Source organism: Gryllotalpicola reticulitermitis (genome assembly GCF_042651345.1).
GTDB classification, from domain to species: domain Bacteria; phylum Actinomycetota; class Actinomycetes; order Actinomycetales; family Microbacteriaceae; genus Gryllotalpicola; species Gryllotalpicola reticulitermitis.
Window position 1 is genome coordinate 918,761 of sequence record NZ_JBHSCN010000005.1, and the last position, 13,616, is coordinate 932,376.

Below are 13,616 nucleotides of genomic sequence, written 5' to 3' on the forward strand. Positions count from 1 at the left end.
TATCCCCAGTGTGAGTGGCATGTGGATGGAAGCGCTACTTCCACCGCGTGGTCATCAGGAAGCCGATGAAGGCGATCGCGAAACCGATCAGGATGTTCCACGAGCCGAGGCCCGGAATCGGGTAGAGGCTTCCGCTCAGGTAGAAGACGATGATCCACAGCAGGCCGACGACCATGAATCCGATCATCAGCGGTTTGAACCAGACGGGGTTGCCCGCGTGCTCGCGTGCGGCGGCGCGCTCATCGCGGGTGAGCTTGTTTCGGGTGGTCTTGGGGGCCATAGCCCGGTAGTTTACCGGGCCGCCCAGTTAGACTCACGCCCATGAGCCGCGAGGAACAACGCAGTGCGCGCGCCCGCGGGCCGCGTCGCAGGGTCTCGTTCATCGGCGTCTTCGGCGAAGTCCTCATCACCGCCGGCGTGATGGTGCTGCTCTTCATCGCGTGGCAGAACGTCTTCAACAGCTGGTATCTGAACGGCAAGCAGGACAGTGCGGCGGCACAGCTCGGCAAGCAGTGGCTGGAGCAGTCGGAGGGCTCGGGCACATCCTCAGGAAGCGGTGGGGGCGCCCAGACCGCCGTCGGGCCGAACGCCGCGATCCCTGTGGAGAAGACCGCACCCGCCTACCTCGGCGCCGTCGGCGTGATCTACGTGCCGCGGTTCGGCACGGACTGGAAGCGCACCATTCGTGAAGGCACCGACACCCCGGTGCTCAACAGCACGTCGGCCGGCGTGGGCCACTACCAGAACACCGCGATGCCGGGCGCCGTCGGCAACTTCGCCGTGGCGGCGCACGACACCGGCTACGGCAACACGTTCCTGCACATTCAGAATCTGCGAGTGGGCGACAAGGTCTACGTGCAGACGCAGGACGGCTTCTACACCTACGTGTTCCGCAACTACGTGTACGTGCAGCCGAATGCGGTGCAGGCGCTGCAGCCGGTTCCGATGAAGAACGGGCAGAAGGCATCCGATCGCATTCTCACGATGACGACGTGCAACCCGCCCTATCACTCGGTGGAGCGCCTGGTCGCGTACTCGGTGCTCGAGTCGTTCTCGAAGACGCCGCCGGCCGCGATCGCAGGGGCCGTGGGTTAGTGGTCGCAGAGTCGGAAAGGGACGGCTGAGATGTACGCAGCTCTGTGGCGAATCCTGCCCGGGCCGTGGTGGGTGCGCCTGCTGATCCTGCTGGCGATTCTCGCGGCCGTGCTCTACGTGCTGTTCGACTTCGTCTTCCCGTGGGTCGACGGCATCCTGAACCCCGACCAGCAAGGGACAGTGGGAACGTGACGCGAGTTCTCGTCATCGACAACTACGACAGCTTCGTCTACACCCTGAACGGCTACTTGCAGGAGCTCGGTGCCGAGACCCTCGTGCTGCGCAACGACGTGTTCGGCGAGGCGGATGCTGCGGCGAAGCTGGCCGAATTCGACGCCGTTCTGCTCTCGCCGGGCCCGGGCACGCCGAGCGGAGCGGGCGTGTCGATCCCGATCGTCCACGCCGCGCTCGAATCGCGCACGCCGCTGCTCGGCGTCTGCCTCGGTCATCAGGCGATCGCTGAGGCCTTCGGCGCCGTCGTGACGAACGCCGACGAGCTGATGCACGGCAAGACGTCGCTGGTGACGCACGACGACGACGCGTTCTGGGAAGGGGTGCGGCAGCCGTTCACGGCGACCCGCTATCACTCGCTGGCCGTCGTGAACGGCACGCTGCCGCCCGAGCTCGTCGTCACTGCGCGCACCGAGGGCGGCGTCATCATGGCGCTGAAGCACGCGAGCGCGCCGATCTGGGGGGTGCAGTTCCACCCCGAGTCGGTGCTCACCGAAGACGGCTACCGCATGCTCGGCAACTGGCTCGAAGCGGCCGGCGTCACGGGAGCTCGCGAACGTGCGCTGAGCCTCGACCCGCTCGTCAAAGCGGGCGCCTGAGCCGCAGCGTCTAGTTGCTCGCGGTCGGCGCGGTCGTCGGCGTCGGTGCCGGGGGTGCCGCGGGTGCACTGCCGGTGCAGTAGTACACCGTGACGGCAGCGCCCTGAGGCTGGTCGCCGACGATCGACTGGCGGGTGACGGGCGTGCCCTGCTGCACCTGGCACGTCGAGTCGGGCGTCGCCGTCACGCGCAGGCCGAGGTTGTTGAGCTCGGTCTGCGCCGTTTGCAGCGGCTGACCGGTGGTGTCGGTCACGTGAACTTGCCCGTTCGACTCGGTGAGGTTCACCGTGTCGCCCTTGTGGCCCTGGGTCTGGGCGGCCGGATCGGTCGACAGCACCTGGCCCTTCGGGGCGTTCTGGTCGTCCTGCTGGTGAACGTAGCCGATCTCGAAACCGTCGCCGGTCAGGGCTGCTTGCGCTGCCGCGTCGCTCTTGCCCACGACGTTGGGCACGGTGATCAGCGGTGGCCCGCTGGACACCCACACCGTGATGTCGGCGTTCTTCTGCGTCACGAAGCCGCCGCTCGGATCAGTGCGGGTCACCGAACCGCTCGGAACGGTCGCTGAGGACTCGTGCTCGATCGACATCTTGAGGTGCGCGACCTTCATCGCGGTCTGCGCTTGCGCGAGCGGGTCGCCCGTCACCGACGGCACCGTCGCCGATGATGAGCTGATCACGTCGCTCGGGTTGTTCTCGACCACCCAGATGAGCAGGGCCGCGAGAACGGCCATGAGCGTGATGATGCCCGCGACGACCCAGAGGGCCGGCGGCCGCCGCTGCGTGCGCACCATCTGACTGTCGTCGGCGAGCTGGCGAATCGTCGCCTCGGCCTTGGACAGCTGGGTGGTCGGCGGGGCGAACAGGGCATCGGATGCATCGACCCGGCGCGGCGTGCGCGGTACACGACCCTCAGCCGCCGCCTCGAGGTCGGCGCGGAACGCGGCTGCTGTCTGGTACCGCTCGAAGCGATCCTTCTGAAGGGCTTTGCGCAGCACGAGGTCGAGAGCGGGAGAGACCTTCGAGTTGAGGCTCGAGGGCTTCACCGGGATCTCGCTGATGTGCTGGTACGCGACCGCGACCGGGGTCTCGCCGCGGAACGGCGGACGCCCGGTCAGCATCTCGAAGAGCACGACACCGGTCGAATAGAGGTCGGTGCGGGCATCGACCTGCTCGCCCTTGGCCTGCTCGGGCGAGAAGTAGTTGGCGGTGCCGAGGATCGCTGTTGTGTGCGAGAGCGACGCGGAGGTCTCGCTGATCGCGCGTGCGATGCCGAAGTCCATCACCTTGACCTGGCCCTGCCGCGTGATCATCACGTTGGCCGGCTTGATGTCTCGGTGAACGACGCCGGCGCGGTGGGAGTACTCGAGGGCGGTGAGGATGCCCTCGGTGATGCGAATGGCGTGCATCGGGTCGATCTGACCGCGACGCACAAGCTCGTCGAGCGGTGCGCCATCGACGTATTCCATGATGATGAACGGCGCCTGCACCTCGCGGCCGTCGACGTCGCGCACGGTGTCTTCACCGGCGTCGAAGACGCGCACGATCGTGGGGTGCGCCATGCGTGCCGCCGCCTGGGCCTCCTGCCGGAAGCGTGTGCGGAACGCCGGGTCGCTCGCGAGCTGAGGCTTGAGGAGCTTGATGGCGACCGGGCGGCCGAGGCGCGTGTCGGTGCCCTTGTGCACGTCGGACATGCCGCCCCGACCGAGCAACTCGCCCACCTCGTAACGACCGGCGACCATGCGCGGGGTCGCGGGCGTCACAGGGGCCACTGCCAGTTCCTCAGTACTCATCTGGCGACAGAGTAGCAATCGGTCCTTGAGGCGCCCCTGAACCGCGGCGGGTCGTTACCTGGCGGTTATCCGTTGCCGCCGCCGGAGCCGTCGGCGGCCGGGGACGTCGTCGGGTCGGGCGTGCCGGTCGGGGTCGAGGTCGGCGTCGACGTGGGCGTCGGAGACGAGGACGCGATCGGCACGGCCAGGGCGGGGGACTGGCTCGACCAGTTCGTCCCCGCGCACTGGTAGGTGTAGCTCACCTGCACCGTCCGGCCCGCGTCGCTGCCCGTCGCCGTCCACTGCGCCGTCGGCGTCGAGCCGTCTACCGCGGGCTGCTGCGTGCCGTTGATGTACAGGCGCCGCTGAGTGAGCGTCTGCCCGGCGGGACACGAGTCGTTGCCGAAGGCGAAGGTGAACTGGGTGCCGGGAACCGCGGGAGTGGCGCTCTGGCTCTGCACCGTGGGCGCCGACGAGGGAGCGCTCGGGTGGATGAGGCCGCCGTACACGTACAGCGTCACGGGCATGTCGAACGGCACGTACTGCGACGGATCGACGTTGTACACCGTTCCCACGTCACTCTGCTGCGTGGCGTACTGCTGGTTGTTGACCGTGTGGATGGTGTGCCACCCTGCAGCGTTCAGCTTCTGCGTCGCCTGATCGACCGTGAGTCCCTGGTAGTCGTTCGGGTCGAGGTAGCCGCGAGTGGTGGGCGTCGTCGTGGCGGTCGGTCTCGGGGAACTGGCGGTCGGCGTGCTGTGCGGCGTGGTCGGCGCTGCCGTGGGCCCGTCGGTGGGGCGCAGGAATGCGATCAGCGACCAGATCAACGCGCCGACCAGCAGCACGATCAAGACGATCAGCGGAATCGTCCACGGGCTGCGCCTCTTGGTCTGGCGTGCCGCGTCGGCGCGCGTCGAGGCGACGGCCGGGCTCGCGAGAGCGTTCGTCGGCTGCGGTGCGTAGACGGTGGTTGCGGATGTCGCCGCGCCCGCCCCCGACGGCATCAGCTGCGTCATCGCCGTCGACGAGAGAGTCGCGCCGGCGAGTACGGCGGGAACCGCCGCGGCCGCGCTCGCGACATCGCCACGGCGCAGCGACTGCGCCGCGCGGGCGAGGTGTGCGGCGGAGCTCGGCCGGTCGACCGGGTTCTTGGCGATGCACGCCATGATCAGGTTGCGGACCGGCTCGGGAACCGTCGTCGGCAGCTCGGGGGGCGCTTCGTTGATCTGCGCCATCGCGATCGCGACCTGCGACTCGCCCGTGAAGGGGCGGCGCCCGGCGACGCACTCGTAGGCGACGATGCCGAGCGAGTAGATGTCGGTCGCGGGGGATGCCGGGTGCCCGCTGGCCTGTTCCGGCGACAGGTACTGCACCGTGCCCATCACCTGGCCGGTGGCGGTCAGCGGCACCTGGTCGGCGACGCGCGCGATGCCGAAGTCGGTGATCTTGACCCGGCCCTCGGGGGTGATCAGCAGGTTGCCCGGCTTGATGTCGCGGTGCACGAGCCCGGCGGAGTGCGCGGCCTGCAGCGCGGCGGAGGTCTGCGCCACGATGTCGAGTGTGGTGTCGGCCGAGAGGTGGCCCTCGCGCTCGAGGATCGACGAGAGAGCCTCCCCCGGAACGAGTTCCATGACGAGGAACGCGCTGCCGGCGTCTTCCCCGTAGTCGAAGACATTCGCGATGCCCTCGTGGTTCACGAGCGCCGCGTGCCGGGCCTCGGTGCGGAAGCGCTCAAGGAATGCCGGGTCGCCGAGGTACTCGTCTTTCAGGATCTTGATCGCGACGGTGCGCCCGATCACCTGGTCGGTCGCCTGCCAGACCTCGCCCATGCCGCCGATTGCGATCCGCGACTGCAGCTCGTAACGCCCACCGAAGGTGAGCCCTGCCGTGGGTCTCATTTGCTCAGCACCGCCTCAAGTACCTGTCTCGCGATCGGGGCGGCAACGGAATTTCCGGTACCGCTCTGCCCCAGCCCGCCGCCGTTCTCGACGACGACCGCGACAGCGACCTGCGGGTTGTCAGCAGGCGCGAATCCAGTGAACCAGAGCGTGTACGGCGCGTTGGAACCGTTCTGCGCCGTACCGGTCTTGCCGGCCACGCTGACGCCGTTAATCTTGGCATTGGTCCCTGTGCCTTCATTGACTCCGGTGACCATCATCTGTGTAACGGTCTTGGCGACGGAGGCACTGGTGGCCCGGCCGAACTGGCTCGGCTGGAACTGCTGCTGCGGGCTGAGGTCCGGCGTGATGACCGATTCCACGAGGTTCGGGGTCATGACCACGCCGCCGTTGGCGATGCCCGACGAGTCGAGGCAGATCTGCAGCGCCGTCGCGACGTCGCTCTGCTGGCCGAAGGCGCTCTGCATCAGCTCGGCCTGGTCGTCGTAGCCCGGGTAGCGGCTGACCGAGACCGGCATCGGGATGGAGAACTCGTGGTTCCAGCCGTACGCCTCGGCCTGGTTCTTGATGCCGTCGCTGCCGACCTTGGCCCCGAGTTCGGCGAACGGGATGTTGCAGCTCCACACCTGCGCGTTCTCGATCGAGACCTTGCCACCGGAGCCGCCGTTGCAGGCCGCACCGGTGTCGTTGTGGATCACCGTGCTGCTCCCGGGCAGCTGCAAGCCCGACGGGTTCGGCAGCGTGGTGCTCGGGCTGAAATCGCCGCTGCCGAAGGCCGCTGAGCTGACCACGGGCTTGAACGTCGAGCCCGGGGGGTTCAGATCGGTGATGGCCTTGTTGATGAGCGGCGACCCGGCGGCGTTATTGAGCGCGTCGTAATTCGCCTGGTAGGTCGAGTTGTCGTGCACGGCGAGCTTGTTGGGGTCGAAGGCCGGGGTCGAGGCCAGCGCGAGGATCTTGCCCGTCTTCGGCTGGATGGCGACGACGGCACCCTGCAGACTGCCGAGGGCCTCGACGGCGGCCTCCTGCGCGGCTGGATCGATGGTCAGCTCGACCGAGTTCCCCTGCGGATGCTTGCCCGTGATGATGTTCTTCACGCGGGTGAAGAAATCGGCGTTCGAGGTGCCGGACAGCTCCTGGTTCATCGCGCCTTCGATGCCGGTCGCCGAGCCGTTCACGGCCAGATAGCCCGTGACTGCAGAGTAGAGCGGGCCGTTCGAGTACTCGCGCTGCCACTGGTAGCGGTCCTTGCTCGGCACGGACTGCGCGATCGCCTTGCCGGCGACGAGGATCGACCCGCGCTGCACGTTGTAGCTGTCGTTCACGGCGCGTGTGTTGCGGGAATCCGCGTTCAATTGATCGGCGTAGCCGACCTGAATCGTGCTCGACGCGACGAACAGCGCGACGAACATCAGCAGGACGACGATCGACAGGCGCTTCAGTTCCCGGTTCATGAGTGCACCGACCTCGGCTGGTTGCGGACAGTGTCGGACAGTCGCAGCAGCAGCGCGACGATCACCCAGTTGGCGACGAGCGATGAGCCGCCCGCGGCGAGGAACGGCGCCGTCAGACCCGTCACCGGGATCACTCGCGTGATGCCGCCGATCACGACGAAGGTCTGCAGCGCGACGACGAAGCCGAGGCCGATGGCGAGCAGCTTGCCGAAGTCGTCCTCGCTGGCGAATCCGACGCGGAAAGCGCGTGCGACGAACAGCATGTAGAGGCAGAGCAGGGCGAAGACGCCGATCAGCCCGAGCTCCTCACCGAGCGACGCGAAGATGTAGTCACTGTTGGCCACGGGCGTGATCCACGGCTGGCCCTGCCCGAGCCCGGTGCCGAGCAGTCCGCCATGGGCGAGCCCGAACAGACCCTGAGCGAGCTGGAAGCTGCCGCCCGTCGCCTCGTACTGCGCATGGCCGAACGGGTTGAGCCAGTTCTCGAAGCGACCGTGCACGTAGCCGAGCTTGGGAATGACGCTCGAGAGCCCGTTCACCGCCCACGCGCCGCCGACCAGTGCCATCACGCCGAGCAGCGCCCAGCTGGTGCGCCCCGTCGACACGTAGAGCATCGCGATGAAGAGGCCGAAGTAGAGCAAGCCGGTGCCGAGGTCGCGTTCGAGAAGGATCACCAGCAGCGTGAGTACCCAGATGATCGCGACCGGACCGAGGTCGCGCGCACGCGGGAACGTGACGCCGAGCACACGCGTGCCGACCGCCGCGAGCGACTCGCGCCGCTGCACGAGGTAGCCGGCGAAGAAGATCGCGAGCGTGATCTTCGCGATCTCGCCGGGCTGGAAGTTGAACGGCCCGAACTGGATCCACACCTTCGCGGACTGGTTCGCCGTGCCGATCACCGGCAGCAGCGGAAGGAACACCAGCACGATCGACAGCAGGCCGCAGAGGTACGTGTACCGCTGCAGCGCGCGGTGATTGCGCAGGAAGATGAGCACCAGGATCGCGCAGACGATCGCGATCGCGGTCCACATGATCTGCCGAACGGATGCCGCGGCCCAGCCGCTCAGGTGGTAGTGGATGTCGATGCGGTAGATCATCGCGATGCCGAGGCCGTTCAGCAGGGTCGCGATCGGCATGATGAACGGGTCGGCGTTCGGTGCCGTGATGCGCAGCACGACGTGCACGCCGAACACGAGGATGCCGAGCGCGACGCCGAAGAAGGCGAGCGAGCCGTCGATCGTGCCGTTCGCGCCCAGCTGCACGAGCACCTCGGCGCCCACGACGACCGCGAATGCGAACACCAGCAGCCCGAGTTCCAGATTGCGCAGGCGGCGCGGCATCCGGATGCGCGGCACCACGCTCGTCATCGTCGAGACGAGTCCCGTTCGCGGCTGGGCGCCGCCCGCCCTCTGATCAGCCGCCATGACTCAGCTGCCCCACGATGCCGCGCGCGTCCTGCAGGCTGCTCGGATTGGTCGTCTGGCGCAATTGCTGCCGCTCGAAGTCGGTCAGGTCACCTGCTTGCAGTTCAGTCTCCTGATAGATGTGCGAGAGGTGCCAGGGGCCGACCTGCTGCTGCACGCCGCGGTAGATCGCCACGTTGCCGTCCGGCGCGATGCCCACGTAATAGCGGGTCTGGGTCCACTGGTACCCGAGCACGCCGATCGCCGCGAGCACCACGGCGGCGATGATCGCGAAGCTGATCCAGAACGCCCGCCGCCGGCGATGCCGCCGTTCGTCCTCTTCGATGAGCTCGCCGAGGTAGTCCTCGGTCTGGGGCTCGAAGTGCGTGGGCACCTGCACGGGGCGAGTGGGGTGGAGGAGGAGAGAGGGGAGCGGCAGCCGCGGGGCACGCGGGCGCGAAGCATCCGTCACATACGACAGCGGCGCGGCCGCCGACCCGACCGTCACCGGCTCGTGCGGCTGATCGCCGCGATCGATGTCGATCACGATGACCGTCACGTTGTCGGGCGCACCGCCGTCGAGGCTCGCCTTCAGCAGCCGATCGGCGACGGTCTTGGGCGACGCCGGATTCGCGAGGATGCGCGCGATGAGCTCGGACTTCACCACCCCGTGCAGGCCGTCGCTGCACATCAGCCAGCGGTCGCCGGGGCGCGTCTCGAGAATCCACGAGTCGACGTCGGGGTGCGCGTCGACGTCGCCGAGCACGCGCATCAGCACGCTGCGGCGCGGGTGCACCGCCGCCTCCTCCTCAGTGATGCGACCCGTGTCGACGAGGCGCTGCACGAAGGTGTGGTCCGTCGAGACCTGGGTCAGCTCGCCCTCGCGCCACAGGTAGATGCGACTGTCGCCGATGTGCGCGAGCGCCATGAAGTCGCCGACCCGCAGCGCCGCGCTGACCGTCGTGCCCATGCCCGTGAGCTCGGGGTGCTCGTACACCGTCTCGGCCAGCGCCTCGTTCGCCTCGAGCAGCGCGTTCTTGAGGGTCTCGCGCGCGACCTCCGGATCGTCGTACTCGCGGTCGACCTGCTTGATGTGGTTCGTCGCGATCGCGCTCGCCACGTCGCCGCCCGCGTGGCCGCCCATGCCGTCAGCGACCAGGAACAGGTCGTGGCCGGCGTAGCCCGAGTCCTGGTTGTTGCTGCGCACACGGCCGACGTTGCTCACGGCGGCGCCGCGCGTGTTCGACGCCACCAACGTCACCGTCGCAGCTCGAAGATCGTCATGCCGACCTTGATCGGCGTGTCGAGCGGAACCTGCGTCGGTGCGTGCACGCGCTCGCCGTCGAGGAACGTGCCGTTGGTCGAGTCGAGATCCTGCAGCATCCACTCGTTGTTCCACAGCATGAGTCGGGCGTGGTGCGTGCTGGTGTAGTCGTCGCGGATCACGAGGCCCGACTCGCTGCTGCGGCCGATCGTGAGAGGTTCCGGGGTCAGGTCGTACTCGACGCCCGTGCGGGGGCCGCCCGTGATGACCAGCTTCGAAGCGTTGTAGACAGTGGCATGCACGCGCTTGCCCTGAGCGCTCGGCACGACGGGGACGGAACCCGTGCGGTCGATCGCGAGGCCGGCGAGCGGATTCTCCGAGCCGCTGCCGAGCGGTTCGGGCTCGAGGGGGGCCGGGGGCGCGGGCTGCTTCGGCGGCGCCGAGACGCTCGCGAACAAGTCGGTCGGACTCGTGCCGGGTGGTGCTGCGGGCGACGCGGCCGCAGGGGTCGGGGTCGGCGGCGTGCGCGGATGCGACTGGCCGGGGGTCTGCGCGTTCGCCGACTCGTTCGGCAGCCGCTTCGCGCGCGTGCCGAACAGGTCGCCGCGCAGGGCGTACACGATCACGAAGACGAACACCCACAGCACGATCAGGAACGCGATGCGCAGGAGAAGAAGGGTGAGGGAGCTCGGATTCACGAGTGACCCCCAGACCGCGGGACCACGTTGAAGACGATGCGAGTGCGGCCGGCCGTGATGACGTCGCCGGGCTCGAGCACCGAGCGGCTGAGCGGCTGGCCATTGAGCTTGCTGCCGTTGGTCGAGCCGAGATCGCGGGCCTCGCCGCGGCGCCCGTCCCACGCGATCTCGACGTGGCGGCGACTGATGCCGCTGTCGTTGACCGTGATGTCGGCCTCGCTGCCGCGCCCGACCACCGTGCGCGCATGGCCCAGGTTGTGCCGCTGCCCGTTGATGTCGATGACCGGCGCCCAGGCCACGTCCTGCTTGACGTTCCCCGACTCGATCTCGAGAACCCCCGTCGCGAGGGCCGGGTCGCTCGCGAGATCGATCGAGACCGCACCGGCGAACTGGTATCGCTGCGTGCGCGCGTGGGTGTTCACGAAGCTCGTGAGCTCATCGGTCAGCGCATCGCCCATGCCGCTCATGCGCGTGTAGTCGGTCGGTGCCATGCGCAACGTGAATGCGTTCGGAGTGAGGATCCGATCGCGGGAGACGACGGCCGCCTTCGTGTCCATCTCGCGGCGCAGGGCGCTCGTCAACTCGACCGGCTGCAGCCCCGAGCGGAACGTGCGGGCGAACGCCATGTTGACGCCGCGCTCCAGCCGTTTCTCGAAGTTGTCCAGGAAGCCCACGTGTTCTCTCCGGTCGATGCTCTCCGTTGCATGGTAGCGGGAGGCTTTGGCCGGGGCCCTCATGGACGGGCGGCGGAATGGAACTCCCAGTTCGCTCGTGATATCTTCGTGAGGTTGCCGTTTCACGAGAGCGGCAACACTGCGCGAGTGGCGGAATAGGCAGACGCGCACGGTTCAGGTCCGTGTGCCCGTGAGGGCGTGGGGGTTCAACTCCCCCCTCGCGCACCAGTTGAGAACGGCCCTTGATCTGGGATTTAGCTTCCCAGGGACGGGGTCGTTTTCCGTTGAAGTGCTAGAAAAAGTGCTAAGCATCCCCGAGGTGGGCTGCGAAGCGGTCGACCGCCGACCTCTGCATGGTTGGGGTGACGTGGCTGTAGATGTTCATCGTGGTGGTGATGGTGGAGTGCCCGAGGCGTTCCTGCACCACCTTGGGGTGCTCGCCCAGTTCGAGCAGCAGCGTCGCATGCGTGTGTCGCAGGCCTTTCAGTGTGACCCGGTTCAGGCTGTCGAACTTCGCCGTCGCCCACTTCAGGCGGCGGTCCCATCGGCTGGTCATCGCGTCGGGTGAGCGCAGGTTCCCCTCGTCGTCGGCGAACACGTAGGCGTCGGCCTTGGCGAGGTCGAACGAGAGTTCGGCGCGCGCGACCTTGTAGGCGGCCAGCGCCTTCAAAGTTTCAGCGTCGATGTCGAGCACGCGGGCGTTGCCGGTCTTGGTGGTCTTGGTCTGCGTCCAGTCCTCGGTGTTGACGGCGCGGCGGATGCTGATGCGCATCGTCTTGGCGTTGATGTCCGACCACTTCAAGGCGAGGGCTTCGCTGCGGCGCATGCCTGAGTAGGCGATGAGCCGCCATAGCGGGAACAGCTCGTCCTTCCGCTCGTCGCGGTCCCAGGCGAGGAAGGTGGAGAGCTGTTCGCCGGTCCAGGTGACAATCTCCGGCTTCTGTGCCCGAACCTCGCTGGTGGTCGGGGCTTTCACAGTGCGCTTCTTCTTGGTCGGGTTGACCGTGACGTGCCCGTCGTCGATCGCGGCGTCCATGATCGAGCTGAGCAGGACGTGCACCTTATTAACAGTGTTGGCCGAGAGTGGCTTGCCTTTGCCGAGCTTGTCGGCGCGGCCGTGCTGTTCCAGGTCGCGGTAGTGCCGGGCGATGCGGGTGGCGGTGAGCTGGTCGAGGCGGATGTCTCCGAGCTGGGGCCGGATGTGGTTGCGGATGATCTTCTTGTAGCCCTTGATCGTGGAGTCCGCGAGTTTCAGTCCTTCGACCCATTCGTCCGCGTAGACGGAGATCAGCGGCACCTTGCTGCCGAACTTCTCGTTCTGCTTGCGCTGCTTCAGCGCCTCTTGCAGAGCGTCGTTCGCCTCGTCGGTGCTGGTGAAGCCGGAGCGGGTGAGTCGGCGAGACCCGAGCTCGGGGTACTCGGGGTCTTTGGGCACGTAGATCTGGAACCGCCATCGCTTGCCCTCGCGGGTGGGGTACTCCTGGATGGAACCGGGCTGCCGTGAGCGGGAGCGGCGCTGCCGCTTCACCGGCTCGCCGTCCTCTGGCGGTTTGATCTGGACTGGCATGGCTGCGTTCCTTTCTGGGTGCGGTTAGTCGCCGTCGGTCTCGGTGAGTGGCGGACGGGTGGGGTCGAGTTCGAGCAGCCGGGCACTGATGCGCTCTAGGCGCTCACGTTGGGTGGCCAGGCTCTCCTGATACACCGAGGTCGGGGTTACCCACCGACCGCTGGGCGGCGTCGCGGCCTCCTGGCCCTTGATGAGCCCCTTGAAGCGGAAGATATATCCCTGGCAAACGTGGGCTTCGTCAGTCCAGTAGCGGATCAGGTCGGAGACGGTGAGCTTCACCCGGCCCTGGATCCAGGCCTGCACTTCCTCGGAAAGGAAACGGTCTGTCACTCCAGTCGGTGCGGGGGCATCGTTCGGCGGTGCGAGCAGTTCGGCCGGAGTGGTCTCCAGTGCGTAGGCGAGGGTGGTGAGGTCGTCCACGTCCACACGCCGGTCGCCGTTCTCGATCCGGCTGAGTGCCGTGGGTGAGATGGTGCGCCCGGCCGCCTTAATGCGGGCGGAGAGTTCGCGCAGGTCGACGCCGATGCCCTGCCGGGCGCGACGTAGGTTCGCCGCGACATGCGCGTTCGTGTTGCCGGGCGGATTGCCTCGTTGCCGTGTATCCATATAAGAAACGTACATGATTATACTTGACACAGCAAGATCGTTCGATTACGTTCTCTAGATCGCGCGCGGGAGCAGGGAACGGTAGGTGCGGCATGCGGACGACCACGGTGACCATCGATCAACTCCGGGAGTCCCGGAGCGTCATCATCACGCGCGCCGAGGCGGCTTCCGCCCTCGGCATCGACCCGCGTACCGTCACCATCGCGATCGAGAATGGAGATATCCCCTCGATCAAGCTCGGACGGCGCGTGGTTATCCCCCGCGAGAAGTTCCTGCGCCTGTTCGACCCCGATGCCAAGTAGAGCAGACCGGCACGCTAACCGTGAGCGCCGTCGGTCTAATTCTCACTTAGACGGCCT

Annotated in this window: 14 protein-coding genes and 1 tRNA gene; 5 read left to right on the plus strand and 10 right to left on the minus strand. The window is 67.4% G+C overall.

Annotated features, from left to right (window positions below; genetic code table 11):
- Positions 1 to 34: 34 nt before the first annotated feature.
- Positions 35 to 280: a cell division protein CrgA gene (locus tag ACFOYW_RS11470; RefSeq protein WP_390229063.1), complete on the minus strand. Its 246-nt coding sequence runs from the start codon at positions 278 to 280 to the stop codon at positions 35 to 37.
- A 41-nt stretch (positions 281 to 321) separates the two neighbouring features.
- Here ACFOYW_RS11470 and ACFOYW_RS11475 point away from each other — a divergent pair, with 41 nt between their 5' ends.
- The 3 genes from ACFOYW_RS11475 to ACFOYW_RS11485 are packed head-to-tail and all read left to right on the plus strand — an operon-like array spanning position 322 to position 1,925.
- Positions 322 to 1,095, plus strand: coding sequence for a class E sortase (locus ACFOYW_RS11475; protein ID WP_390229064.1), 774 nt, complete (start codon positions 322 to 324; stop codon positions 1,093 to 1,095).
- A gap of 30 nt (positions 1,096 to 1,125) precedes the next feature.
- Positions 1,126 to 1,287 carry a hypothetical protein gene (locus tag ACFOYW_RS11480; protein WP_390229065.1) on the plus strand — a complete coding sequence of 54 codons (162 nt, stop codon included), beginning with the start codon at positions 1,126 to 1,128 and terminating at the stop codon, positions 1,285 to 1,287.
- Entirely contained in the window at positions 1,284 to 1,925 is a 642-nt protein-coding gene (locus tag ACFOYW_RS11485) for an anthranilate synthase component II (RefSeq protein ID WP_390229066.1), read from the plus strand. The genes ACFOYW_RS11480 and ACFOYW_RS11485 overlap by 4 nt, the downstream gene beginning before the upstream one ends.
- Positions 1,926 to 1,935: 10 nt before the next feature.
- Here ACFOYW_RS11485 and pknB read toward each other — a convergent pair whose 3' ends face one another.
- From pknB to ACFOYW_RS11520, 7 genes are all read right to left on the minus strand, one after another.
- Positions 1,936 to 3,693, minus strand: a complete 1,758-nt coding sequence (gene pknB / locus ACFOYW_RS11490) for a Stk1 family PASTA domain-containing Ser/Thr kinase (RefSeq protein WP_390229067.1) — start codon at positions 3,691 to 3,693, stop codon at positions 1,936 to 1,938.
- An 86-nt stretch (positions 3,694 to 3,779) separates the two neighbouring features.
- On the minus strand, positions 3,780 to 5,591 hold the full coding sequence (locus ACFOYW_RS11495) for a protein kinase domain-containing protein (protein WP_390229068.1): 1,812 nt from the start codon (positions 5,589 to 5,591) through the stop codon (positions 3,780 to 3,782).
- Positions 5,588 to 7,045, minus strand: coding sequence for a peptidoglycan D,D-transpeptidase FtsI family protein (locus tag ACFOYW_RS11500; protein WP_390229069.1), 1,458 nt, complete (start codon positions 7,043 to 7,045; stop codon positions 5,588 to 5,590). Before ACFOYW_RS11500 ends, ACFOYW_RS11495 begins: the two co-directional genes overlap by 4 nt.
- Positions 7,042 to 8,469: an FtsW/RodA/SpoVE family cell cycle protein gene (locus ACFOYW_RS11505; RefSeq protein WP_390229070.1), complete on the minus strand. Its 1,428-nt coding sequence runs from the start codon at positions 8,467 to 8,469 to the stop codon at positions 7,042 to 7,044. Before ACFOYW_RS11505 ends, ACFOYW_RS11500 begins: the two co-directional genes overlap by 4 nt.
- On the minus strand, positions 8,459 to 9,700 hold the full coding sequence (locus tag ACFOYW_RS11510) for a PP2C family protein-serine/threonine phosphatase (protein ID WP_390229071.1): 1,242 nt from the start codon (positions 9,698 to 9,700) through the stop codon (positions 8,459 to 8,461). Before ACFOYW_RS11510 ends, ACFOYW_RS11505 begins: the two co-directional genes overlap by 11 nt.
- A 5-nt stretch (positions 9,701 to 9,705) precedes the next feature.
- A complete protein-coding gene (locus tag ACFOYW_RS11515; protein WP_390229072.1) occupies positions 9,706 to 10,410 on the minus strand; it encodes an FHA domain-containing protein FhaB/FipA in 705 nt (234 codons plus the stop codon).
- Positions 10,407 to 11,084 carry an FhaA domain-containing protein gene (locus tag ACFOYW_RS11520; RefSeq protein ID WP_390229073.1) on the minus strand — a complete coding sequence of 226 codons (678 nt, stop codon included), beginning with the start codon at positions 11,082 to 11,084 and terminating at the stop codon, positions 10,407 to 10,409. Before ACFOYW_RS11520 ends, ACFOYW_RS11515 begins: the two co-directional genes overlap by 4 nt.
- Positions 11,085 to 11,225: 141 nt before the next feature.
- Here ACFOYW_RS11520 and ACFOYW_RS11525 point away from each other — a divergent pair.
- Positions 11,226 to 11,312, plus strand: a tRNA-Leu gene (locus tag ACFOYW_RS11525).
- A 76-nt stretch (positions 11,313 to 11,388) separates the two neighbouring features.
- Here the strand turns inward: ACFOYW_RS11525 and ACFOYW_RS11530 are convergent.
- Positions 11,389 to 12,651 (minus strand): tyrosine-type recombinase/integrase, encoded by a 1,263-nt coding sequence (locus tag ACFOYW_RS11530; protein ID WP_390229074.1) that lies wholly within the window; start codon positions 12,649 to 12,651, stop codon positions 11,389 to 11,391.
- 24 nt (positions 12,652 to 12,675) lie between these two features.
- Positions 12,676 to 13,257, minus strand: a complete 582-nt coding sequence (locus ACFOYW_RS11535) for a helix-turn-helix domain-containing protein (protein ID WP_390229075.1) — start codon at positions 13,255 to 13,257, stop codon at positions 12,676 to 12,678.
- A gap of 92 nt (positions 13,258 to 13,349) precedes the next feature.
- Here ACFOYW_RS11535 and ACFOYW_RS11540 point away from each other — a divergent pair, with 92 nt between their 5' ends.
- Entirely contained in the window at positions 13,350 to 13,559 is a 210-nt protein-coding gene (locus ACFOYW_RS11540) for a helix-turn-helix domain-containing protein (RefSeq protein WP_390229076.1), read from the plus strand.
- Positions 13,560 to 13,616 lie beyond the last annotated feature (57 nt).

Excerpts from the sequence above, each read along its gene's own strand:
- ACFOYW_RS11540 (WP_390229076.1), top strand. The coding sequence starts at position 13,350 with ATGCGGACGACCACGGTGACCATCGATCAACTCCGGGAGTCCCGGAGC.
- ACFOYW_RS11535 (WP_390229075.1), bottom strand. The coding sequence starts at position 13,257 with ATGGATACACGGCAACGAGGCAATCCGCCCGGCAACACGAACGCGCAT.
- ACFOYW_RS11530 (WP_390229074.1), bottom strand. The coding sequence starts at position 12,651 with ATGCCAGTCCAGATCAAACCGCCAGAGGACGGCGAGCCGGTGAAGCGG.
- ACFOYW_RS11500 (WP_390229069.1), bottom strand. The coding sequence starts at position 7,045 with ATGAACCGGGAACTGAAGCGCCTGTCGATCGTCGTCCTGCTGATGTTC.
- ACFOYW_RS11475 (WP_390229064.1), top strand. The coding sequence starts at position 322 with ATGAGCCGCGAGGAACAACGCAGTGCGCGCGCCCGCGGGCCGCGTCGC.
- ACFOYW_RS11505 (WP_390229070.1), bottom strand. The coding sequence starts at position 8,469 with ATGGCGGCTGATCAGAGGGCGGGCGGCGCCCAGCCGCGAACGGGACTC.
- ACFOYW_RS11480 (WP_390229065.1), top strand. The coding sequence starts at position 1,126 with ATGTACGCAGCTCTGTGGCGAATCCTGCCCGGGCCGTGGTGGGTGCGC.
- ACFOYW_RS11470 (WP_390229063.1), bottom strand. The coding sequence starts at position 280 with ATGGCCCCCAAGACCACCCGAAACAAGCTCACCCGCGATGAGCGCGCC.
- ACFOYW_RS11495 (WP_390229068.1), bottom strand. The coding sequence starts at position 5,591 with ATGAGACCCACGGCAGGGCTCACCTTCGGTGGGCGTTACGAGCTGCAG.